Below are 21,491 nucleotides of genomic sequence, written 5' to 3'. Positions count from 1 at the left end.
ATGCTTACCATTGATGTAGCCGCAGACATCGTCGCCAGCGGTATAAAAGTTGTGATCATTTTAGTCTGCGTGTTAGTCGTTCCCAGCCTGCTGGTCGGTATGCTGGTCAGCATTTTTCAGGCTGTGACGCAGATTAACGAACAAACGCTTAGTTTTTTACCCAGGCTGATCGTCACCCTCGCGGTATTAGGTATTTGCGGAAAATGGATGATCGTCCAGTTGAGCGATCTCTGCGTGCATCTGTTCACTCAGGCCGCCATTCTGGTGCACTGACATGCGCGAAACAGATATTACGCAGTTAAGTAATCTGATACTGGGTATGTGGTTTCCCTTCGTGCGCATTATGGCGTTTATTCACTACGCGCCGGTACTGGATAATGCCGCGCTCACCATACGGATACGCATTATTTTGTCACTGGCGTTGGCCTTTATCATTACGCCGCTTATCCCCCACCCGGTGCCCACCAGCCTGCTGTCGATGAACAGCATTATTTTGACCGCAGAGCAGTTTCTGTGGGGGATGCTTTTTGGCCTGATGCTGCAGTTTTTATTTTTAGCGCTGCAACTGGCGGGTCAGATCCTCTCTTTTAATATGGGGATGAGCATGGCGGTAATGAACGACCCCAGCAGCGGCGCGTCAACGACGGTGCTGGCGGAAATGATCAACATCTACGCGGTGATACTGTTTTTTGCCATGGACGGACATCTGTTGCTGGTGAGTATTTTATTCAAAGGCTTTACTTACTGGCCGATTGGCAATGCTCTGCATCCGCAATCTCTGCGCACGATTTCCCTGGCGCTGGGCTGGGTATTCGCCGCCGCCACGCTGCTGGCGCTGCCGACAACCTTCATCATGCTGATTGTTCAGGGCTGCTTTGGTCTGCTAAACCGTATTGCACCACCGCTCAACCTGTACTCATTAGGTTTTCCCATCAACATGCTGGCGGGCCTGATCTGCTTTGCGACTCTGCTTTACAACCTGCCCGACCACTATTTGCACCTGGCGAATTTCGTCTTACAGCAGCTTGACGCGTTGAAGGGGCACTATGGCGGATAACAGTAGCGAAGAAAAAACAGAAAAACCCTCGGCGCAAAAACTTCGCAAGGCCAGACAAGAGGGGCAAATACCGCGTTCAAAAGATATGGGGCTTGCCGCCAGTCTGTTTGCCGCGTTTATGGTGATCTCCAGCAGCTTTCCCTGGTACGAAGATTTCGTGCGCGAAAGCTTTATCAGCGTGCATCAGTACGCGCAGAACATTAATGACCCGGATATCATCGGTCAGTTCCTTGAGCACCATCTGCTGATTCTGGGGAAATTCATCCTGACGCTGTTACCCATGCCGGTTGCCGCGCTGTTTGCCTCACTGATTCCGGGAGGCTGGCTATTCCTGCCGAAAAAAATATTGCCGGACTTTAGCAAATTAAGCCCGCTCAAAGGGATTAGTCGCCTGTTTTCCACCGACCATCTGGTCGATACCGGCAAGATGACGCTCAAAGCGATAGTGCTGCTGGTGATGCTATGGCTCAGCGTACGCAATAACGTTGCCGCATTCCTCGGCTTACAAGAGCTTCATTTCAAACAGGCCATCAGCGATGGCCTGGCGCTGTACAGCAGCATCATGCGCAACTTTGTCATCCTGTTTGTTTTCTTTGCGTTGATCGATGTCCCTCTGGCAAAAAAAATGTTCACCAAAGGGCTGAAGATGACGAAACAGGAAGTGAAAGAAGAGTATAAAAATCAGGAAGGTAAACCCGAGGTTAAGGCCAGGATCCGTCGCCTGCAACGGCAAATGGCTATGGGGCAAATTCGCAAAGTTGTGCCAAAAGCCGATGTGGTGATCACCAACCCAACCCACTATGCCGTGGCGCTACAGTACGACCAGTCACGCGCCGCAGCGCCTTTCGTGGTTGCTAAAGGCACTGATGAAATCGCGCTGTATATCCGCCAGGTGGCGGCAGAAAGCAATATTGAAGTTGTTGAGTTTCCTAAGCTGGCACGCTCCGTTTATTACACCACCCAGGTGAATCAGCAGATCCCATTTCAACTGTATCGGGCGATTGCACACGTCCTGACCTATGTACTGCAAATGAAGCACTGGCGTGACGGTTCACAAGCACGTCCTTCGCTGAACAGACATATTTCCATTCCAAAAGAGGTTCTTAAACTGGATGCCGAAAACAACTAAACAATTCCTGGCGCTGCTGCGTAACGGTAACATCGGCATTCCGCTGGTTATACTGTGTATCCTGGCCATGGTGATCCTGCCGTTACCACCGGCCCTGCTGGATATTCTGTTCACCTTTAACATCGTGCTGGCGGTGATGGTGCTGTTAGTGGCCGTTTCAGCGAAACGCCCGCTCGAATTCAGCTTGTTCCCGACCATTCTGCTGATCACCACCCTGATGCGATTGACGCTGAACGTGGCGTCAACACGCGTGGTATTACTGCACGGTCACATGGGTGCAGGCGCTGCCGGTAAGGTGATTGAGTCCTTCGGCCAGGTGGTGATCGGCGGTAACTTTGTCGTTGGTTTCGTGGTGTTCATCATTCTGATGATCATTAACTTTATCGTGGTGACCAAAGGTGCGGAGCGTATCTCCGAAGTTTCTGCCCGCTTTACGCTTGACGCCATGCCCGGTAAGCAGATGGCGATCGACGCCGATCTCAACGCAGGACTGATTAATCAGGCGCAGGCGCAAGCGCGACGTAAAGACGTAGCGGGGGAAGCGGATTTCTATGGCGCGATGGATGGTGCGTCAAAGTTCGTACGCGGCGATGCCATCGCCGGGATGATGATTCTGGCTATCAACCTGATCGGCGGCGTCTGTATCGGGATCTTTAAATACGATTTAAGCGCCGAAGCCGCATTCCAGCAATACGTACTGATGACCATCGGTGACGGCCTGGTCGCCCAGATCCCTTCTCTGCTGTTGTCGACCGCGGCAGCGATCATCGTCACCCGTGTAAGCGACAGCGGCGATATTGCCACAGACGTGCGTAGCCAACTGCTGGCCAGCCCCTCCGTGCTGTATACCGCCACCAGCATTATGTTTGTGCTGGCAGTGGTGCCGGGGATGCCTCATTTCCCCTTCCTGATTTTCAGCGCCCTGCTGGGATTCACCGCCTGGCGCATGAGCAAGCGCCCCAAGGTTGCGGAGACCGAAGAGAAAAATCTCGAAACGCTGACCAAAACCATCGCAGAAACCACCGAGCAGCAGGTCAGTTGGGAAACCATCCCTTTAATTGAACCTATCAGCCTGAGCCTGGGATACAAGCTGGTGTCGTTGGTCGATAAATCCAAAGGGAATCCGCTCACTCAACGTATTCGCGGTGTGCGGCAGGTGATCTCAGACAGCAACGGCGTGTTGTTACCGGAAATTCGCATTCGTGAAAACTTCCGCCTCAAACCGACCCAGTACGCCATTTTTATCAATGGGATCAAGGCTGATGAGGCCGACATTCCCGCAGATAAGCTGATGGCGCTGCCCTCCAGTGAAACCTATGGCGAGATCGACGGTGTTTTAGGTCACGATCCGGCCTACGGAATGCCGGTCACCTGGATTGTCCCAGCGCAAAAAGCGAAAGCGTTAAATATGGGGTATCAGGTTATTGATAGCGCCAGCGTCATTGCGACGCATGTGAATAAGATCATTCGTAACTATATTCCAGAGCTGTTTAATTACGATGACATTACGCAGTTGCATAACCGTCTCTCTTCTATGGCGCCACGTCTGGCGGAAGATTTGAGCACAGCGCTGAATTACAGCCAACTGTTGAAAGTGTACCGGGCGCTGCTTATCGAAGGTGTGTCATTGCGCGATATCGTCACCATAGCCACCGTACTGGTCGCCAGTAGCGCCGTGACCAAAGATCATATTCTGTTAACGGCGGATGTGCGTCTGGCGCTACGTCGCAGCATTACCCACCCGTTTGTACGCAAAGATGAGCTGGCGGTATATACGCTGAATAGTGAACTGGAGAATCTGCTGGCGAATGTGGTGAATCAGGCTCAGCAAAGTGGAAAAGTGGTGCTGGACAGTGTGCCGGTCGATCCCAATATGCTGAATCAGTTCCAGACCAATATGCCGCAGATAAAAGAGCAGATGAAAGCGGCGGGGAAAGAGCCGGTGCTGCTGGTCGCGCCGCAGTTACGTCCTCTGCTCGCGCGCTATGCGCGCCTGTTTGCCCCGGGCCTACAGGTGTTGTCTTATAACGAAGTTCCGGATGAGCTGGAATTAAAGATCATGGGGGCGTTGAGTTAACGCCTGGCGAGGCGGTGTGTTTACACCGCCTTTTTGATTACAGAATCGTATTTTCCGTAAGAATACGACGGGCACCGAGATAATGATCCCGCCAGAAGTCATCGGATAAATTGCTCACCCGAATGGTTTCTCCCGTCCTCGGCGATTCAATAAATTGCCCCTGCCCCAAATAGACGCCCATATGGTCGGCAATATCCCGGCTGTGAATATGAAAGAACACTAAATCACCACGGCGAAGATCTCGATTTGAGACAATCGTTGCCCGCCGGTAGTGATACATTTCATTCGCCGTCCGGGGCAATTTTGCCGCCAGGATTTTGTTGTAGGCATAAAAAATCAGCCCGCTACAGTCAAACCCTTCATCAGGATCGGTACCTCCCCACAAGTAGGGTTTACCTAGCTGTTGCTCAAGTCGGTGGATGGCCACTTCAGTGATGTTGTGCAGATGATCGCTACTGAGAAAATGATCATTCTCAGCCAGTTCCTGCCAGCGATGGTCGCTGGCTTTTAGTGGGCCAGGGAACCACTCCGGGTGCTGTTTAATCAGCGTCCGATTCTGCTGGCGCAGCGCGCGTTTACTTTCTGCGTTGCCTTCCACCACGTAGCTTGCCTGTTTTTTTACCTGGGCGTGATACTGCTTCAGCAGCCGGGCGCGGTTACGCATCCGCAATTGCGCCGCATAGCTTAAATGGGCGTCAGATAAGTGGGTCTGAACTTTGGCGACAGACGGTAATGACAGTACAACACACAAAGACAGCAGGCCCGGCAAGAAGCAACGGGGCGCAGAGACAAAAAACATGAAAAGAAGAATACCTGGTCAAACACGTTCGCCGCAGTTTACCGCTATTGCTCATCGTTCCTGTTTAATATTCGATTATTAAATAATTAATTTTTTAAATTCAATACATTAGACATTCTTCACTAATAAGAAGTAATGCAGTGTGCTAACCAGCAAAACAAGCCAGTGTCTGACTGCCTTTAAGCGCAATTTTCCGTATAAAGAAAAACTAAAGTGTAAACGCCGCACGAGAGACTTGCGAAAAACTCTCTTGGTGCTAATGTGAGCGCTCCAGATCCAGATTTATCCGATTTGGGGACTCTTTTTGCCGTCCTGGCGTGTGTAATCGTTTTATCAAGGAATAAGCAGTATGCGTAAAATCGCATTTTTTCTTGCGATGCTTTTATTGCCGTGCGTTTCATTTGCTGGTTTGCTGAGCAGCAGCAGCCCGACCACGCCTGTCAGCAAAGAATATAAGCAGCAGTTAATGGGCTCCCCTGTCTATATCCAGATCTTCAAAGAAGAGCGAACGCTGGATCTGTACGTCAAGATGGGCGAACAGTATCAATTGCTCGACAGTTATAAGATCTGTAATTATTCCGGCGGTTTAGGGCCGAAACAGCGTCAGGGCGATTTCAAAAGCCCGGAAGGGTTTTACAGCGTACAACGCGGACAGCTCAAACCGGATAGCCGCTTCTATAAGGCGATTAACATCGGTTTCCCTAACGCCTACGACCGTGCACACGGTTATGAAGGTAAATACCTGATGATCCACGGCGCCTGCGTTTCCGTCGGCTGCTATGCGATGACCGACAACGGTATTGATGAGATTTTCCAGTTTGTCACCGGCGCTCTGGTGTTCGGACAATCCAGCGTACAGGTGAGCATTTACCCGTTCCGCATGACCGATGCCAACATGCAGCGTCATAAGTTTTCGTATTACAAAGATTTCTGGGCCCAGTTAAAGCCAGGATACGATTACTTTGAACAAACGCGTAAGCCACCGACCGTTTCCGTCGTCGATGGCCGTTACGTTATCAGCAAGCCATTGAGTCACGAAGTCGTTCAACCGCAGCTGGCATCAAACTACGCGCTCCCCGAGACAAAATAATGCCCATTCGCCTGGCATAATCTTTTGCCAGGTTTCATTGCCGGTTAACGGCTGAGTGGCAATCACGGTGACCACATCATTGGGTGTGGTCTCTGAGCTAAAATCAATTTCCACATCCTGATCCAGCAGCGTCGCTACGCCAAATGGCGCTCGACGGGTGATCCAAAACAGGTTGGTCGAGCAGAAAGCCATCACATAACGACCGTCAGACAACAGCATGTTGAAGACGCCCTTCTCCCGCAGTTCTCCTGCCAGCGCCGCGATATATTTAAACACCGCTGTCATATTACCTGGCATGCGTGGATAACGCTCTGTCAGCTTGTTCAGCAGCCAGCAGAAGGCTTTTTCGCTGTCGGTTTCACCGACCGGGCGGAAATTACCAGTCTCCAACGATTTATAACCGCTGAGCTGCCCGTTATGGGCATACGTCCAGTTGCGTCCCCATAGTTCACGGGTAAATGGATGGGTATTTTCCAGCGCCACTTCTCCACGATTCGCCTGACGAATATGGGCAATTACGGAACAGGATTTGATGGGATAGTCTTGTACCAGTTTAGCGATAGGCGAATTAAAGCTGGGTTGCGGATCTTTAAACGTACGGCAACCCTTACCCTCATAAAACGTAATACCCCAGCCGTCTTTGTGCGGCCCGGTCCCTCCGCCGCGCTGAACCAGCCCGGTGAAGCTAAAGCAGATATCGGTTGGCACATTGGCGCTCATCCCGAGCAGTTCGCACATACATCACCTACCTTAAAACCGTGAACTGCCTGATGGCGCTGCGCTTATCAGGCCTACGTGGAGCTCATGTAGGCCGGATAAGGCTTCAGCCGCCATCCGGCAATCGCCTTCTTATGATTTAACCATCTCTTTTTCGATCAACTGAATCAGGATATGAATCACTTTGATATGAATTTCCTGAATACGATCAGCGTAGCCAAAGTGCGGCACACGAATTTCGATATCCGCACTGCCCGCCATTTTGCCGCCATCTTTACCGGTCAGGGTGATGACTTTCATCCCCTTCTCACGCGCTGCGGCAATCGCTTTAATCACGTTACCAGAATTACCCGACGTCGAGATGCCTAACAGGACATCACCTTCACGGCCAACCGCTTCAACGTAGCGGGAGAACACATAATCGTAACCGAAATCGTTGCTGACGCAGGAGATGTGGCTAACGTCAGAGATAGCAATAGCCGGATAACCAGGGCGGTTTTCACGATAGCGCCCGGTCAGCTCTTCGGCGAAGTGCATCGCGTCGCAATGGGAACCGCCGTTACCGCAAGAAAGTACCTTACCACCGGCTTTAAAGCTGTCTGCCAACAGGACCGCCGCGCGCTGAATGGCGTGAATATTGGCGTCATCTTTAAGAAAATTAGCCAGCGTTTCCGCCGCTTCGCTCAGTTCGTTACGAATAAGATCCTGGTACATGAGGATATCCTTCAGCATGAATGTAAATGACAAGATGCAGTGTACCGGATAGCGCTACCAGCGAGAAGTACAAGCCACAGGAATGGCCGCGGCTTTTGATTTTTTGTGCCGGTTAAAACACCAACAATGTGAGCTTTGTTGTAATTATTTTGTAAACACATTGCTAAAAGAATTTACATCCACTACAACCATATCATCACAAGTGGTCAGACCTCCTACAAGCAAGGGAGCTTTTCGTTATGATGATTTTGAGTATTATCGCTACGGTTGTTCTGCTCGGCGTATTGTTCTATCACCGCGTGAGCTTATTCCTCAGCAGCTTAATTTTGCTCGCCTGGACGGCTGCGCTTGGCGTGGCAGGTCTGTGGTCAGTCTGGCTGCTGGTTCCTCTGGCCATTATTCTCGTACCGTTTAACTTTACGCCGATGCGCAAATCCATGATCTCTGCGCCGGTGTTCCGCGGTTTCCGTAAAGTCATGCCGCCAATGTCGCGTACAGAGAAAGAAGCGATTGATGCCGGTACTACCTGGTGGGAAGGCGACCTGTTCCAGGGGAAACCTGACTGGAAAAAACTGCATAACTATCCTCAGCCGCATCTGACAGCTGAAGAACAAGCGTTTATTGATGGTCCGGTTGAAGAAGCATGCCGCATGGCGAATGACTTCCAGATCACCCACGAACTCGCGGATCTGCCGCCGGAACTGTGGGCGTATCTGAAAGAACACCGCTTCTTCGCGATGATCATTAAGAAAGAGTACGGCGGGCTGGAATTCTCCGCGTATGCTCAGGCTCGCGTATTGCAGAAACTCTCCGGCGTCTCCGGGATCCTCGCAATCACAGTCGGCGTACCTAACTCATTAGGCCCAGGCGAACTGCTGCAGCACTACGGCACCGAAGAGCAGAAGAATCATTACCTGCCGCGTCTGGCACGTGGTCAGGAGATCCCATGTTTCGCCCTGACCAGCCCGGAAGCAGGTTCCGACGCAGGCGCGATCCCTGATACCGGCGTGGTCTGTATGGGTGACTGGCAGGGTCAGCAGGTGCTGGGGATGCGCCTGACCTGGAACAAACGTTATATCACGCTGGCGCCTATCGCTACCGTATTGGGTCTGGCATTTAAACTCTCCGACCCGGAAAAACTGCTGGGTGGGGAAGAGGAACTCGGCATTACCTGTGCGCTGATCCCAACCTCAACCCCGGGCGTACAGATTGGCCGTCGCCACTTCCCGCTTAACGTGCCGTTCCAGAACGGTCCGACGCTGGGCAAAGATGTCTTCGTGCCGATTGATTACATTATCGGTGGCCCAAAAATGGCCGGTCAGGGCTGGCGTATGCTGGTGGAATGTCTGTCTGTGGGGCGCGGTATTACCCTGCCGTCTAACTCCACGGGCGGCGTGAAATCGGTCGCAATGGCAACCGGCGCGTATGCGCATATTCGTCGCCAGTTCAAAATCTCTATCGGCAAGATGGAAGGTATTGAAGAGCCGTTGGCGCGTATTGCCGGTAACGCCTACGTGATGGATGCTGCGGCGTCGCTGATTACCTACGGCATTATGTTGGGTGAAAAACCGGCGGTACTGTCGGCTATCGTGAAGTATCACTGTACCCACCGTGGGCAGCAATCAATCATCGATGCCATGGATATTACTGGCGGTAAAGGCATCATGCTTGGCGAAAGCAACTTCCTCGCCCGTGCTTATCAGGGGGCGCCTATCGCCATTACCGTTGAAGGCGCTAACATTCTGACCCGTAGTATGATGATCTTCGGTCAGGGTGCGATTCGCTGCCATCCGTATGTGCTGGAAGAGATGGCTGCGGCGCAGAATAACGATGTGAATGCGTTCGACAAGTTGCTGTTCAAACACATCGGTCACGTTGGCAGCAATAAAGTACGCAGTTTCTGGCTGGGCCTGACGCGTGGCTTAACCAGTAGCACGCCAACCGCCGATGCGACCAAACGTTACTATCAGCACCTGAACCGTCTGAGCGCCAACCTGGCACTGCTTTCGGATGTGTCCATGGCTGTTCTGGGCGGTAGCCTGAAGCGTCGTGAACGTATCTCGGCGCGACTGGGGGATGTGTTAAGCCAGCTGTACCTGGCCTCTGCGGTGCTGAAGCGTTATGACGATGAAGGCCGTAATGAAGCCGACCTGCCGTTGGTTCACTGGGGCGTCCAGGATGCGTTGTACAAAGCCGAACAGGCGATGGACGATCTGCTGAAAAACTTCCCGAACCGTTTGGTTGCCGGTTTGCTGAGTGTGGTTATCTTCCCGACCGGTCGCCACTATCATGCACCGTCCGACAAGCTGGATCATAAGGTCGCGAAGATTTTGCAGGTTCCGAGCGCCACCCGTTCTCGCCTTGGTCGCGGTCAATACCTGACGCCAAGCGAGCATAATCCGGTCGGTTTGCTGGAAGAGGCTCTGCTGGACGTGATTGCAGCCGACCCTATCCACCAGCGGATCTGCAAAGAGTTGGGTAAAAACCTGCCGTTTACCCGCCTGGACGAACTGGCGCATAACGCGCTGGCCAAAGGGTTGATTGATAAAGACGAAGCCGCGATTCTGGTGAAAGCCGAAGCGAGCCGTCTGCGCAGTATCAACGTGGATGACTTTGAACCCGAGGAGCTGGCGACTCAGCCGGTAAAGCTGCCAGAGAAAGTGCGTAAAGTCGAAGCGGCATAACGACACACGCATAACATTTAGCCCCGCTTAATGCGGGGCTTTTTATTGCCACATTTTCGTTAAAGCTCATGCTACAGTGTCAAAATGTTGTTCAACGAGGAGCCTCGATCGTGCCTGGTTTGAAAATTACTCTGCTGCAACAACCGTTGATTTGGATGGATGGCCCGGCCAACCTGCGCCATTTCGACCGACAACTGGAAACCGTCACCGGACGTGATGTAATTGTGTTGCCCGAGATGTTTACCAGCGGATTTGCGATGGAAGCAGCAAACAAATCGCTGCCGCAGGAAGAAGTCGTAAGTTGGATGCGCGTCAAGGCGCAACAGACCAACGCCCTGATCGCGGGCAGCGCTGCTATCCAGTCTGAACGCGGCCCGGTAAACCGCTTTTTTTTGGTTGAGCCCGAAGGTAATGTGCATTTCTACGACAAGCGCCACCTGTTCCGCATGGCGGATGAGCATCAGCATTACCAGGCAGGTGACGCGCGAGTTATTGTTGAATGGCGCGGCTGGCGTATTCTGCCGTTGATCTGTTATGACCTGCGTTTTCCGGTATGGTCGCGCAATCGCAATGATTACGACCTGGCGTTGTATGTTGCCAATTGGCCTGCGCCGCGTTCACTGCACTGGCAGCTTCTGCTTGCCGCACGGGCAATTGAGAACCTGACTTATGTAGCAGGATGTAACCGCGTGGGCACTGACGGTAACGGGCATCATTATCGCGGTGACAGCCGGGTGATTAATCCGCAGGGTGAGATTATTGCCACCGCCGAGCCGCATCAAGCCACACGCATTGACGCCGAGCTGTCTCTCTCAGCGCTGCGCGAGTATCGCGAGAAGTTTCCCGCCTGGCAGGACGCTGACCCGTTCACGCTATAACTATCGCCTTCCCTCCCGCTGCACAACGTTTTTCGTGGCGGGATTGTTTCACTCCGTAACCAACCGCAAAACAAATTCGCGTGGCGACATGCTGCGGGCATCGTATTCTGCAAAGGATAATCACTCGTAACCAGCGAGTGGCAGACAATATCGATAATTTCCTTATCAGGATTTCAATAATGAAGAACTTCGTACGCATGACTTTGCTGGCAGTTACCGTGGCTGGTGCTTCTTTTAGTACGCTTGCAGCAACGACATCTAATGTTCCGGCTCCAGCCCAGGATCCGATAGTACAACATCTTAAGTTGAGCACTGACCAGGTTGCGCAGATTAAAAAACTGCACCAACAGCTTGAAACCAACGTCGGCCAGATTTCAGTGAAAGATGTAAAAGACGGCGCGTTGATTAACGTCATCAAGTCAGGGAAATGGGATGAAGCTGCCGTCAAAAAACAGCTTTCCGCGTTCAGCAACATCGAACAACAGGCGCGTTATTATCGCGTGAAATACTATTTTGACCTGAACAAAGTGCTGACCCCAGAACAGCGCCAGCAGGTGCAAAAAGATATCGCACAGACGCTGAGCGAGTAATGGCCAGAGCCTGCAATGAAACATTATTGCAGGCTTTTTTTTACGGGCTGAAACGACGAAAGCCTGAATCATTTCTGATTCAGGCTTTCTGAATAGTGGCGGAATGGACGGGACTCGAACCCGCGACCCCCTGCGTGACAGGCAGGTATTCTAACCAACTGAACTACCACTCCGCGTTGTGTTCCACTTGGGAACGAAGTGAATACTACGGATTGCCTCGCGCCTCGTCAACGCTTTTTCTCACGTTTTTAATCGTTTGCTGCAAAAATCACCCGAATGGCCATTTTCATACGGTAAACGTACAAATTATGCCCGCCAGAGGCAACTTCCGCCTTTCTTCTGCACCAGGTCAAGGCGTGACTCATGGGCCGCTAACTCTTCATCAGTGGCGAAAACAACGCGTAGTTTGCTGGACTGTCGCACAATACGCTGGATCCCCGTGTCATTCTGCTGCTGGCTGTCGCCTTCCATTGAGAACGCCATCGTGGTCTGCCCGCCGGTCATCATCAGATAAACGTCGGCCAGAATCTGGGCATCGAGCAATGCGCCGTGCAGGGTTCGTTTACTGTTGTCTATCTCATAGCGCGAGCATAACGCATCAAGGCTGTTTCGCTTGCCAGGAAACATTTTCCTCGCCAGCGCCAGGCTATCGGTTATTTTGCAAAATTCATTCGTCTTCGGAATATCACGCTTGAGCTTCGCGAATTCGTAATCCATAAAGCCGATATCGAACGATGCGTTATGGATGACCAGTTCCGCGCCGCGAATGTAGTCGAGAAACTCGTCGGCTACATCGGCAAACGTAGGTTTATCGAGCAGGAATTCGTCTGCGATTCCGTGTACGCCGAACGCTTCCGGGTCCACCAGCCGATCCGGCTTCAGGTAAACGTGGAAGTTATTGCCGGTCAGGCGGCGGTTCACCACTTCAACCGCACCGATCTCAATGATCTTGTGGCCTTCGTAGTGGGCGCCAATCTGGTTCATACCGGTGGTTTCGGTATCGAGGACGATCTGTCGTGTAATTCCAGTGCTCATAACGGTCATTTATGTCAGACTTATCGTTTGATTTCGATTTGCTAAAACAGGAAGTCTACCAGAGATGCTTAAACAGGTAGAAATTTTCACCGATGGTTCTTGCCTGGGTAATCCTGGGCCAGGTGGTTACGGGGCAATTTTACGCTATCGCGGGCGCGAAAAAACCTTTAGCGAAGGCTACAACCTTACAACTAATAATCGCATGGAGCTAATGGCCGCAATCGTTGCGCTGGAAGCCCTGAAAGAACAGTGTGAAGTGATACTCAGCACGGACAGCCAGTATGTGCGCCAGGGCATAACGCAGTGGATCCACAACTGGAAAAAGCGCGGCTGGAAAACAGCAGATAAAAAACCGGTGAAGAACGTCGATCTGTGGAAACGTCTCGATGCCGCGCTGGGGCCGCATCAAATCAAATGGGAATGGGTCAAAGGCCATGCGGGCCATCCGGAAAACGAACGCTGCGATGAGCTTGCGCGCACCGCGGCAATGAGCCCGACTCAGGATGATATTGGGTATCAGGCTGAGGCTTAAGCGTCCGGTTTACGGTATTGCCGGGTCGCGCCAACGGCATGACGGATAGGCGTTTTGCTTTTATTTTGTTTCATCGGGTTGAGCGTAAGCGGAATGGTTCGCTTGCGCGCAACCACCAGCTGTAAACAGCCCAGCGCGGGAATATGGGCGCTTAACATTTTCCCGCCCTTCTTGTTCCAGGGCAGAACATGAAAACGGCTATAGTGCAGCACTTCAAAATTCAGTAATGATAGCCAGTCCAGTTGACGCATGAGGGTAAACATCCGACTGTTATAGGGCGATGTCTTACGCAATACGGGCACCAGCTTACGCAATCCCATCAGGCTTACCGGGTTAAAGCCGCTCAGAATCAACCAGCCGTCATCAATCAACACGCGATCGGCTTCACGCAGTAGGCGATGCGGATCAAAGCACCACGGTAACGTATGGGCCAATAAACAAACATCCACAGACTTATCGGCAAAGGGAAGATGCAAAGGATCGGCCGTCACCTGCATGGGAGAACCCTGCAAAGAAACATTTACCTGATGAGAAACCGCGCACGCTTCAGAATCGATTTCTGCGCTTAAATTACCAACCTTAAGCAGATGAAAACCGTACATTTTTGCGAACCACGGGTTAAGCTGATGCTCCAGCGCCTCACGATAGTGTTCGCCCCAGGGCAAATCATCCCAGCTAACGGGCGCTACGACAGTTTGAGGGATCCTTGCCGGTTTCATCACAACCTTCCGTTACGCATTAAGAGGTAATATATGAATCTTAACAGTATTCCTGCATTTCAGGACAATTACATCTGGGTCCTGTCGAATAATGACAAACATTGTCTGATTGTGGACCCGGGTGAAGCGGCTCCTGTTCTGAAAGCCATTGCAGAGCATAACTGGGTGCCGGAAGCCATTCTGCTAACCCATCATCATCAGGATCACGTGGGCGGTGTGAAAGAGCTTCTGCAACATTTCCCACAAATAGTGGTATACGGACCGGCTGAAACGCAAGATAAGGGAACGACACACGTAGTCGAAGATGGCGATATTGCACTCGTTTTGGGGCATGAATTTAGGGTAATTGCTACTCCGGGTCACACTTTAGGACATATCTGTTACTTTAGCCACCCTTACTTATTCTGTGGTGACACGCTCTTTTCTGGCGGTTGCGGTCGACTTTTCGAAGGCACAGCAACCCAAATGTATCAATCACTTAAAAAAATTAACGCCCTTCCTGACGATACATTAATTTGTTGCGCACATGAGTACACATTAGCAAACATGAAGTTTGCCTTAAGCATTCTCCCGCACGATTCGTTCATAAATGAATATTATCGTAAAGTTAATGAGTTACGCGTAAAAAAACAAATGACACTACCCGTAATTCTGAAAAATGAGCGACGAAATAATCTTTTTTTGAGAACGGAAGATATTGATTTAATTAATGAAATCAACAAAGAAACAATATTGCAACAACCTGAAGAGCGTTTTGCCTGGTTAAGGTCAAAGAAAGATACGTTCTGACAATTCCGGGTTGCCTTTTGAAAACTTCGCCGTTATGATCGGTCGTCTTTTAAGCAACTATTGACACACACATGAAGGCAAAAGCGATATTACTCGCCTCTGTCCTGCTTGTTGGGTGCCAGAATACTGGTAACGTCCAACAACACGCACAGAGCCTTTCTGCAGCTGGTCAAGGGGAAGCAGGAAAGTTTACAAGTCAGGCGCGATGGATGGACGACGGAACATCTATCGCTGCTGATCAAGACTTGTGGGCTTTCATTGGTGACGAGCTAAAGATGGGAATTCCGGAAAACAACCGGATTCGCGAACAGAAACAGAAGTATTTACGCAATAAGAGCTATCTCCACGATGTAACTTTACGGGCAGAGCCGTATATGTACTGGATAGCCGGGCAGGTTAAGAAACGTAACATGCCTATGGAACTGGTACTACTACCCATAGTGGAGAGCGCTTTTGATCCTCACGCAACGTCTGGCGCCAATGCCGCAGGTATTTGGCAGATCATTCCGAGCACGGGGCGCAATTATGGTTTAAAACAGACCCGCAGTTATGATGCACGTCGCGACGTTGTGGCTTCCACCACCGCCGCGCTGGACATGATGCAGCGTCTGAACAAGATGTTTGATGGCGACTGGCTGTTGACCGTTGCTGCTTATAATAGCGGTGAAGGTCGTGTCATGAAGGCAATCAAAACGAACAAAGCTCGTGGTAAACCCACTGACTTCTGGTCGTTGCCATTGCCTCAGGAAACGAAGCTATACGTGCCCAAAATGCTGGCATTGAGCGATATACTCAAAAACAGCAAACGCTATGGCGTGCGTCTGCCAACAACAGACGAAAGCCGCGCATTGGCACGTGTTCGCCTGAGTAGCCCGGTTGAGATGGCTCAGGTTGCCGATATGGCGGGTATTTCCGTCAGCAAGCTGAAGACCTTCAATGCAGGCGTGAAAGGCTCCACGTTGGGTGCCAGTGGCCCGCAATATGTGATGGTGCCAAAGAAGCATGCAGAGAAGCTGCGTGAGTCTCTGGCTTCAGGCGAAATTGCAGCCGTGCAGTCAACGCTGGTCGCGGATAACACGCCGCTGAACAGCCGTAGCTACAAAGTTCGCTCTGGCGATACGCTTTCTGGCGTCGCTTCACGTCTTGGCGTGAGCATCAATGACCTTAAGCAGTGGAATAATCTGCGCGGGTCGTCGCTGAAAGTAGGCCAGAATCTGACCGTGGGCGCAGGTAGCAGCGCACAGCGTCTGGCGAACAACAGCGATAGCATCACCTATCGTGTACGTAAAGGCGACTCGCTGTCGAGCATTGCCAAACGCCACGGGGTTAACATCAAGGATGTGATGCGCTGGAACAGCGATACGAACAATCTACAGCCAGGCGATCAGCTAACGTTGTTTGTAAAAAACAACGGCATGCCGGACTCCTGATAGCATCGTAGAAATGAAGGCACTGGTTTCCCCCCAGTGCCTTTTTTATTTATCCCGCTTTATGTGCCTCAACCATTATCGTGTCGCTGGTAAACGAGCCATCTTCCTGTAACGCAAAGTAGTCTTTCACTTGTGCAGAAGCACTTTGTTGGTATGCACGAATCGCGTCCATCAACGCTGCAGGCGTGCGCATCCGCGCCACCCACGAACTGAACTCCAGTGGCAGACGATCGGTTAACAAGGTATCAGCAATCAGATTGGCGTCATTGATTAACGACAGCCACTCTCCGCTGGAATAATTGCGTACGTGTGAGGTGTCGCGTAACGCCTCCACGGTTTGCAACCAGATATCACGTACTGGGTGGCCAGGCGACATCACATCCATCACAATCAATACACCGCCGGGCTTCAGAACGCGGTTCACTTCCCGCAGCGCGCACCCGACATCATGCCAGTGATGCGCAGAATAGCGGCTAATCACCACGTCAAATTCGTTATCTTCAAATGGCAGGCTTTCGGCATACCCCTGACGTGTGGCGACATTCTCCAGGCCTCTGTCTTTTGCCGCCTCTGCGACCACCTCAAGCATCTGCGACGATAAATCATAAGCCACAACCTGCTTTACGTGTTGCGCGGCGACAAAGCTGGCGTGCCCCGCTCCGCATCCCATATCTAACACGTGGGCATGCGAAAATGCCGACAACCTTTCCCCCAGACGTTGCAAGTCACGGCCAGATGCGTGCACCGTACTGGTTAAATAGGCATTAGCCTGAGAGCCAAACTGTTTTTCGACGTTGTCATGGTGAGAGCGTGTTGTCATTGTGTTGTCCTTCGGTTGTTGTGAAATAGGAAGGGCAACCATCACAGGCCTGCCCTACGGCAGACCTGACACACCGTTATTGTTCAGGTTTGCCGGGACTGAATTCAACGAGTAGCGGGTTGTGATCGGATGCGCGGGTGACCAGCACAGAGGCTTCACTCACGTTCAGACCACGATAGAACACAAAGTCGAGAGGGCGACCAAACGCGCGTCGGCGCTGATCGTCAGTAAAACGTACCTGGCGCAGCGACATTTCACGCGCAAAGCGGTACAGCGCATTCATCCGTCGACGGCTCCAGGCATTGAAATCGCCAGCCATGATAACCGGACCGCTGTGATGGGCAATCTGATCGCCAATAGGAAGTAACTGCTTACTATAGACATCAACGCCAAGGCTGAAATTTACCGCGTGGATATTCACCACCATCAATAAACGCGTATCAGGCAACGGGTAAACTGTCACCAACGCTGATTTCGCCAGCCGTAAAATAGGCTCACGCTCGCGCAATGGACAGCAGTAAACAGGATGGGCGGCGGAGAGCGTCATAACGCCAGAGGGGTGCTGAGGCAGCACAAAGGCGGGTACCTGGTCGGCAGCGAGATAGTTAGCGGTCGCAAACTGGACCAGTTCAGGCGTGGTTTGCGCTTCCTGCAATAACACCAGATGCGCGTCTTTGCCAAAATTTTTCAGCACCGACTGCCATTCTGCACGCTGCTGCTTAAAAATGTTCCAAACCAGCACGCGAATACGATCTTCAGTACTTAACGGAGCGCCTGCGGGTAATGCCTGGCCAATATGCGCAAACGAGCCTGGCGGTAAAATCCGCTCAACCGGCTGTCCGGCAACATAACGCATGGCATAGGTGTTTTTTCGCACTTTAGACTTTCAAACCTCTGTAACGTCAACCAGTCCGCAGCCGGACTGGTTCTTCTGTTATAGGGATTTTAGCACTCACTTTCAACGAACAATTGCAGTTTGTTTTGTAAGTGGGCGCTTACATCAATGATTTACCCCAGAGCAATGCGTACAGGTTTATCAAGACGACCGCTGACGCCCATCAGTAAGAAAGCCACCAGAACAATGAGGGCGCCAATCCACGGCGTCTGCGCCAAACCGTAATGCTCCACCGTTTGCCCGCCAATCACTGACCCCAATGCAATACCAATGTTAAACGCTGCAATGTTGAGTCCTGATGCCACATCTACCGCATTAGGCGTGAATTGTTCGGCTTTCTGAACAACGTAGACCTGCAAACCCGGTACGTTGCCAAAGGCAAAGATCCCCATCACCAGAATAGTGACCAGTGCGGCGTACTGAGTAGACGCGGTCACCTGGAAGACCATCAGCAGAACAAACAGCGCGGCGAAAATGAATTTCAGCGCAGGAACGGCGCCATGCTTATCTGCCAGTTTACCGCCCCAGATATTGCCGATAGCCACAGATACGCCATAACCCAGCAAGATCCAGCTCACTGCTGCCGGGGAGAATCCAGCCAGATCCTGCATCATCGGCGCCAGGAAGGTGAATGCCGTGAATACACCGCCGTAGCCCAGCGCCGTAACGGCGTAAATCAGCAACAGACGAGGATGGGTCAGCACTTTCACCTGGTCACGAATGCTGGCGGCAGCCCGACCGGGGATGTTGGCCGGGATCAGCAGTTGGCTACTAATCAGTGCAATCACTCCTAACAGTGATACAGCAAGAAAAGTCTCGCGCCAGCCAAAGTGCTGACCGATAAACGTACCCAGCGGTACGCCGGTTACCAGCGCCACCGTTAAGCCGCCAAACATAATGGCGATGGCGGAAGCCGCTTTCTCTTTCGGCACCAGACTTGTCGCGATGGTAGAGCCAATTGAGAAGAACACACCGTGCGCCAGCCCCGTCAGCAGACGGGCGACGATTAATGTCATATAGCCCGGTGCCTGCCATGCCAGCAAATTTCCGGCCGTAAACAAGACCATCAGCGCGACCAGTAACTGTTTACGCGGCAGGCGTCCGGTCAGAGCAGTCAGCACCGGCGCGCCAATAGCCACGCCCAGCGCATAGATTGAAACCAACATTCCGGCGGAAGGTAACGAGATCGCCAGTTGTTGTGCAATGGTCGGCACCAGGCCGACAATCACAAACTCAGTCGTGCCAATAGCGAAGGCACTTATTGTCAGTGCAAATAAAGCGAGAGGCATAAATAACTCCATAACATCAGTAATCAGATGACACGCAGTATGCCTGGATGTTTTAATGACAAAAATATTCAAAATATCAATTTAATTTTGCTTCAGGTGCAAAAATGAAAGCAACCTCCGAAGAACTTGCAATTTTTGTCGCTGTCGTGGAAAGCGGCAGCTTCAGCCGGGCGGCAGAGCAGCTTGGACAGGCCAATTCCGCTGTCAGTCGGGCAGTTAAAAAGCTGGAGATGAAGCTCGGCGTCAGTCTGCTTAATCGTACGACCCGACAGCTGAGCCTGACAGAAGAAGGAGAGCGATACTTCAGGCGTGTGCAGCAGATACTGCAAGAAATGGCCGCAGCAGAAACGGAAATCATGGAGTCGCGTAATACTCCGCGCGGCTTACTGCGTATCGATGCGGCAACGCCGGTAATGCTGCATTTCCTGATGCCGCTGATTAAACCGTTCCGTGAGCGGTATCCCGAGATGACGTTGTCTCTTGTCTCCTCAGAAACGTTCATCAATCTTATTGAACGAAAAGTGGATGTTGCGATCCGCGCAGGCACGTTAACAGATTCAAGTCTGCGCGCACGCCCGTTATTTACCAGCTATCGCAAGATTATCGCTTCACCTGACTATATTGCCCGCTTTGGCAAGCCTGAGAGCGTTGAAGAGCTAAAACAGCATCTGTGCCTGGGGTTTTCTGAACCCATCTCGCTCAATACCTGGCCGATAGCCTGTAGTGACGGACAGCTCCATGAGATCGAATGTGGGATTTCGTCCAACAGCGGGGAAACGTTAAAACAGCTTTGCCTGAGCGGTAACGGCATTGCATGTCTTTCAGATTATATGATTGACAAAGAGATCGAGCAGGGAGAACTGGTGGAACTTCTGGCCGATAAACGTCTGCCGGTAGAAATGCCTTTCAGTGCCGTTTACTACAGCGATCGTGCCGTCAGCACACGTATTCGGGCATTTATCGACTTCTTAAGTGAACATATAAAAACAGCTCCCGAAGGAGCTGTGAAAGAGGGTTAAAGGCTACAAAGGGTCAGGCAATTAGTCCCACTCAGGGGCCAGGCCTTCCGGGCTAACCAGGCGGTCGTTGCAATCCAGTGCCGCGATCGCTGCTCTATCTTCGGCATCCAGATGCAGTTCCAGTGCCAGTAGGTTACTTGCCAGGTTTTCACGCTTGGTGGAAGAAGGAATTACTGAGTAACCTTCACCTATTGCCCATGCCAGGATAACCTGTGCCGGAGTCGCATTGTGTTTTGCGGCGATGCGTGCAATCACTTCATCTTTCAGCGCTTTACCGTAAGCCAGCGTCATGTAAGAGGTGATGTGGATACCGTGCGCTTTCGCCCAGTCAACGACCTTGCGGCTCTGCAAATATGGAGACAGTTCAATCTGGTTAGTGGCAATATTCTCCACGCCCACTGCAGCAATAGCTTTTTCCATCAGCGGAATGGTGAAGTTTGAAATACCAATTTCGCGAGTCAGCCCTTGTTCTTTAGCTTCAAGCAATGCCTGCATAAATTCTTCGACAGACACGGCATCCCCCGGAGATGGCCAGTGGATCAGCGTCAGATCGACATAATCCGTACGAAGTTTTTTCAGGCTCTCTTTCAGGCTTGGGATCAGCTTGTCTTTGCTAAGGTTTTCAATCCAAATCTTGGTGGTGATGTACAGCTCGCTACGTGGTACGCCGCTCTCAGCAATCGCCTGGCCAACAGCCGCTTCATTATCATAGATTTGCGCGGTGTCGACAGCACGGTAGCCCAGTTCAAGCGCCGTTTTAACAGAAGCGATAACCACGTCATCTTTCAGGCGAAAAGTACCTAAACCGAATGCAGGGATAGTCATGAAATTCCTCTTTATTTATCAAAATGGGTTAACTGGAATCATTATGACGAACGAGAGGATCGAGAAAAAGATCGATTAAAGCAGAGGATTTTTGCTAAAACAGCAATAATCATATGACAAGCAAAGAAAAAAGCCCTGAGCGTTAGCTCAGGGCTCTTAATAAGTGGCGGAACGGACGGGACTCGAACCCGCGACCCCCTGCGTGACAGGCAGGTATTCTAACCAACTGAACTACCGCTCCACCGAATTTCTTTGTCACCACCCGGATTTTCATCCCGGTTTACTGCAATTTGATGCCTGGCAGTTCCCTACTCTCGCATGGGGAGACCCCACACTACCATCGGCGCTACGGCGTTTCACTTCTGAGTTCGGCATGGGGTCAGGTGGGACCACCGCGCTACAG

At 51.6% G+C, this 21,491-nt stretch carries 21 protein-coding genes, 2 tRNA genes and 1 rRNA gene; 12 read left to right on the top strand and 12 right to left on the bottom strand.

Translation table 11 applies throughout. From position 1 onward, the window contains the following. The 4 genes from FHD02_RS13480 to flhA are packed head-to-tail and all read left to right on the top strand — an operon-like array spanning position 1 to position 4,263. Entirely contained in the window at positions 1-273 is a 273-nt protein-coding gene (locus FHD02_RS13480; protein WP_003838859.1) for a flagellar biosynthetic protein FliQ, read from the top strand. A 1-nt stretch (position 274) separates the two neighbouring features. After that, the gene (gene fliR / locus FHD02_RS13475; protein ID WP_137349244.1) at positions 275-1,057 is read left to right on the top strand and encodes a flagellar biosynthetic protein FliR; all 783 of its coding nucleotides are present in this window, start codon (positions 275-277) and stop codon (positions 1,055-1,057) included. After that, positions 1,047-2,186 (top strand): flagellar biosynthesis protein FlhB, encoded by a 1,140-nt coding sequence (gene flhB / locus FHD02_RS13470; RefSeq protein ID WP_220393963.1) that lies wholly within the window; start codon positions 1,047-1,049, stop codon positions 2,184-2,186. The genes fliR and flhB overlap by 11 nt, the downstream gene beginning before the upstream one ends. Further along, positions 2,170-4,263, top strand: coding sequence for a flagellar biosynthesis protein FlhA (gene flhA / locus FHD02_RS13465; RefSeq protein WP_220393962.1), 2,094 nt, complete (start codon positions 2,170-2,172; stop codon positions 4,261-4,263). Before flhB ends, flhA begins: the two co-directional genes overlap by 17 nt. Positions 4,264-4,300: 37 nt before the next feature. On the opposite strand, the gene FHD02_RS13460 is transcribed toward flhA, so the two are convergent. Beyond that, on the bottom strand, positions 4,301-5,062 hold the full coding sequence (locus tag FHD02_RS13460) for a C40 family peptidase (protein ID WP_137360624.1): 762 nt from the start codon (positions 5,060-5,062) through the stop codon (positions 4,301-4,303). Between the two features lie 349 nt (positions 5,063-5,411). On the opposite strand from FHD02_RS13460, the gene dpaA reads away from it, so the two are divergent. Beyond that, positions 5,412-6,152, top strand: coding sequence for a peptidoglycan meso-diaminopimelic acid protein amidase (gene dpaA, locus FHD02_RS13455; RefSeq protein WP_042310464.1), 741 nt, complete (start codon positions 5,412-5,414; stop codon positions 6,150-6,152). Here dpaA and FHD02_RS13450 read toward each other — a convergent pair. Further along, on the bottom strand, positions 6,123-6,890 hold the full coding sequence (locus FHD02_RS13450) for a class II glutamine amidotransferase (protein ID WP_137360623.1): 768 nt from the start codon (positions 6,888-6,890) through the stop codon (positions 6,123-6,125). The two genes, dpaA and FHD02_RS13450, sit on opposite strands and share 30 nt — an antisense overlap. A gap of 111 nt (positions 6,891-7,001) precedes the next feature. Further along, positions 7,002-7,583 carry a D-sedoheptulose 7-phosphate isomerase gene (gene lpcA / locus FHD02_RS13445; RefSeq protein WP_016149592.1) on the bottom strand — a complete coding sequence of 194 codons (582 nt, stop codon included), beginning with the start codon at positions 7,581-7,583 and terminating at the stop codon, positions 7,002-7,004. A gap of 239 nt (positions 7,584-7,822) precedes the next feature. On the opposite strand from lpcA, the gene fadE reads away from it, so the two are divergent. The 3 genes from fadE (at position 7,823) to FHD02_RS13430 (ending at position 11,735) form a co-directional block, all read left to right on the top strand. Further along, positions 7,823-10,267, top strand: coding sequence for an acyl-CoA dehydrogenase FadE (gene fadE, locus FHD02_RS13440; protein WP_042310469.1), 2,445 nt, complete (start codon positions 7,823-7,825; stop codon positions 10,265-10,267). Between the two features lie 110 nt (positions 10,268-10,377). Then, the gene (locus FHD02_RS13435) at positions 10,378-11,145 is read left to right on the top strand and encodes an amidohydrolase (RefSeq protein ID WP_220393961.1); all 768 of its coding nucleotides are present in this window, start codon (positions 10,378-10,380) and stop codon (positions 11,143-11,145) included. 179 nt (positions 11,146-11,324) lie between these two features. Further along, positions 11,325-11,735, top strand: a complete 411-nt coding sequence (locus FHD02_RS13430) for a Spy/CpxP family protein refolding chaperone (RefSeq protein ID WP_220393960.1) — start codon at positions 11,325-11,327, stop codon at positions 11,733-11,735. Positions 11,736-11,831: 96 nt separating this feature from the next. On the opposite strand, the gene FHD02_RS13425 is transcribed toward FHD02_RS13430, so the two are convergent. Together FHD02_RS13425 and dnaQ are read right to left on the bottom strand one after the other, a co-directional pair. Continuing rightward, positions 11,832-11,908: transfer RNA gene (locus FHD02_RS13425), tRNA-Asp, on the bottom strand. A 133-nt stretch (positions 11,909-12,041) separates the two neighbouring features. Beyond that, positions 12,042-12,770 (bottom strand): DNA polymerase III subunit epsilon, encoded by a 729-nt coding sequence (gene dnaQ, locus FHD02_RS13420; protein WP_095533177.1) that lies wholly within the window; start codon positions 12,768-12,770, stop codon positions 12,042-12,044. A gap of 64 nt (positions 12,771-12,834) precedes the next feature. On the opposite strand from dnaQ, the gene rnhA reads away from it, so the two are divergent. Beyond that, complete coding sequence (rnhA, locus tag FHD02_RS13415; RefSeq protein WP_063941989.1) at positions 12,835-13,302, top strand: ribonuclease HI; 468 nt, start codon at positions 12,835-12,837, stop codon at positions 13,300-13,302. Here the strand turns inward: rnhA and FHD02_RS13410 are convergent. Next, positions 13,299-14,021 (bottom strand): class I SAM-dependent methyltransferase, encoded by a 723-nt coding sequence (locus FHD02_RS13410; protein WP_220393959.1) that lies wholly within the window; start codon positions 14,019-14,021, stop codon positions 13,299-13,301. The genes rnhA and FHD02_RS13410 overlap by 4 nt on opposite strands. 33 nt (positions 14,022-14,054) lie before the next feature. Here FHD02_RS13410 and gloB point away from each other — a divergent pair, with 33 nt between their 5' ends. Further along, entirely contained in the window at positions 14,055-14,810 is a 756-nt protein-coding gene (gene gloB / locus FHD02_RS13405; RefSeq protein WP_123269002.1) for a hydroxyacylglutathione hydrolase, read from the top strand. A gap of 71 nt (positions 14,811-14,881) precedes the next feature. Then, the gene (mltD, locus tag FHD02_RS13400) at positions 14,882-16,240 is read left to right on the top strand and encodes a murein transglycosylase D (RefSeq protein ID WP_220393958.1); all 1,359 of its coding nucleotides are present in this window, start codon (positions 14,882-14,884) and stop codon (positions 16,238-16,240) included. Positions 16,241-16,289: 49 nt separating this feature from the next. Here mltD and FHD02_RS13395 read toward each other — a convergent pair whose 3' ends face one another. The 3 genes from FHD02_RS13395 to FHD02_RS13385 all read right to left on the bottom strand — a co-directional run bounded on the left by FHD02_RS13395 (position 16,290) and on the right by FHD02_RS13385 (position 19,244). Then, complete coding sequence (locus tag FHD02_RS13395; RefSeq protein ID WP_220393957.1) at positions 16,290-17,060, bottom strand: class I SAM-dependent methyltransferase; 771 nt, start codon at positions 17,058-17,060, stop codon at positions 16,290-16,292. 76 nt (positions 17,061-17,136) lie between these two features. Further along, positions 17,137-17,937 carry an endonuclease/exonuclease/phosphatase family protein gene (locus FHD02_RS13390; RefSeq protein WP_137360614.1) on the bottom strand — a complete coding sequence of 267 codons (801 nt, stop codon included), beginning with the start codon at positions 17,935-17,937 and terminating at the stop codon, positions 17,137-17,139. 131 nt (positions 17,938-18,068) lie between these two features. Beyond that, complete coding sequence (locus tag FHD02_RS13385; RefSeq protein ID WP_042310505.1) at positions 18,069-19,244, bottom strand: MFS transporter; 1,176 nt, start codon at positions 19,242-19,244, stop codon at positions 18,069-18,071. Positions 19,245-19,348: 104 nt separating this feature from the next. On the opposite strand from FHD02_RS13385, the gene yafC reads away from it, so the two are divergent. Continuing rightward, on the top strand, positions 19,349-20,263 hold the full coding sequence (yafC, locus tag FHD02_RS13380) for a DNA-binding transcriptional regulator YafC (RefSeq protein ID WP_137360613.1): 915 nt from the start codon (positions 19,349-19,351) through the stop codon (positions 20,261-20,263). A gap of 21 nt (positions 20,264-20,284) precedes the next feature. Here yafC and dkgB read toward each other — a convergent pair whose 3' ends face one another. The 3 genes from dkgB to rrf form a co-directional block, all read right to left on the bottom strand. After that, positions 20,285-21,088: a 2,5-didehydrogluconate reductase DkgB gene (dkgB, locus tag FHD02_RS13375; protein ID WP_137360612.1), complete on the bottom strand. Its 804-nt coding sequence runs from the start codon at positions 21,086-21,088 to the stop codon at positions 20,285-20,287. A 164-nt stretch (positions 21,089-21,252) separates the two neighbouring features. After that, a tRNA-Asp gene (locus FHD02_RS13370) sits at positions 21,253-21,329 on the bottom strand. 54 nt (positions 21,330-21,383) lie between these two features. Then, positions 21,384-21,491 (bottom strand): 5S ribosomal RNA (rrf, locus tag FHD02_RS13365); the annotation flags it as partial.

This window comes from Citrobacter sp. EC_71 (assembly GCF_019584005.1).
Lineage (GTDB): Bacteria > Pseudomonadota > Gammaproteobacteria > Enterobacterales > Enterobacteriaceae > Citrobacter > Citrobacter werkmanii.
The sequence above is the reverse complement of the archived record's forward strand: the minus strand, read 5'-3'. Positions and strand labels throughout refer to the sequence as shown.

Bases quoted from the DNA above. Each gene is read 5' to 3' on its own strand.
- FHD02_RS13480 (WP_003838859.1), top strand. From the start codon at position 1: ATGCTTACCATTGATGTAGCCGCAGACATCGTCGCCAGCGGTATAAAA.
- fliR (WP_137349244.1), top strand. From the start codon at position 275: ATGCGCGAAACAGATATTACGCAGTTAAGTAATCTGATACTGGGTATG.
- flhB (WP_220393963.1), top strand. From the start codon at position 1,047: ATGGCGGATAACAGTAGCGAAGAAAAAACAGAAAAACCCTCGGCGCAA.
- flhA (WP_220393962.1), top strand. From the start codon at position 2,170: ATGCCGAAAACAACTAAACAATTCCTGGCGCTGCTGCGTAACGGTAAC.
- FHD02_RS13460 (WP_137360624.1), bottom strand. From the start codon at position 5,062: ATGTTTTTTGTCTCTGCGCCCCGTTGCTTCTTGCCGGGCCTGCTGTCT.
- dpaA (WP_042310464.1), top strand. From the start codon at position 5,412: ATGCGTAAAATCGCATTTTTTCTTGCGATGCTTTTATTGCCGTGCGTT.
- FHD02_RS13450 (WP_137360623.1), bottom strand. From the start codon at position 6,890: ATGTGCGAACTGCTCGGGATGAGCGCCAATGTGCCAACCGATATCTGC.
- lpcA (WP_016149592.1), bottom strand. From the start codon at position 7,583: ATGTACCAGGATCTTATTCGTAACGAACTGAGCGAAGCGGCGGAAACG.
- fadE (WP_042310469.1), top strand. From the start codon at position 7,823: ATGATGATTTTGAGTATTATCGCTACGGTTGTTCTGCTCGGCGTATTG.
- FHD02_RS13430 (WP_220393960.1), top strand. From the start codon at position 11,325: ATGAAGAACTTCGTACGCATGACTTTGCTGGCAGTTACCGTGGCTGGT.
- dnaQ (WP_095533177.1), bottom strand. From the start codon at position 12,770: ATGAGCACTGGAATTACACGACAGATCGTCCTCGATACCGAAACCACC.
- rnhA (WP_063941989.1), top strand. From the start codon at position 12,835: ATGCTTAAACAGGTAGAAATTTTCACCGATGGTTCTTGCCTGGGTAAT.
- FHD02_RS13410 (WP_220393959.1), bottom strand. From the start codon at position 14,021: ATGAAACCGGCAAGGATCCCTCAAACTGTCGTAGCGCCCGTTAGCTGG.
- gloB (WP_123269002.1), top strand. From the start codon at position 14,055: ATGAATCTTAACAGTATTCCTGCATTTCAGGACAATTACATCTGGGTC.
- mltD (WP_220393958.1), top strand. From the start codon at position 14,882: ATGAAGGCAAAAGCGATATTACTCGCCTCTGTCCTGCTTGTTGGGTGC.
- FHD02_RS13395 (WP_220393957.1), bottom strand. From the start codon at position 17,060: ATGACAACACGCTCTCACCATGACAACGTCGAAAAACAGTTTGGCTCT.
- FHD02_RS13385 (WP_042310505.1), bottom strand. From the start codon at position 19,244: ATGCCTCTCGCTTTATTTGCACTGACAATAAGTGCCTTCGCTATTGGC.
- yafC (WP_137360613.1), top strand. From the start codon at position 19,349: ATGAAAGCAACCTCCGAAGAACTTGCAATTTTTGTCGCTGTCGTGGAA.
- dkgB (WP_137360612.1), bottom strand. From the start codon at position 21,088: ATGACTATCCCTGCATTCGGTTTAGGTACTTTTCGCCTGAAAGATGAC.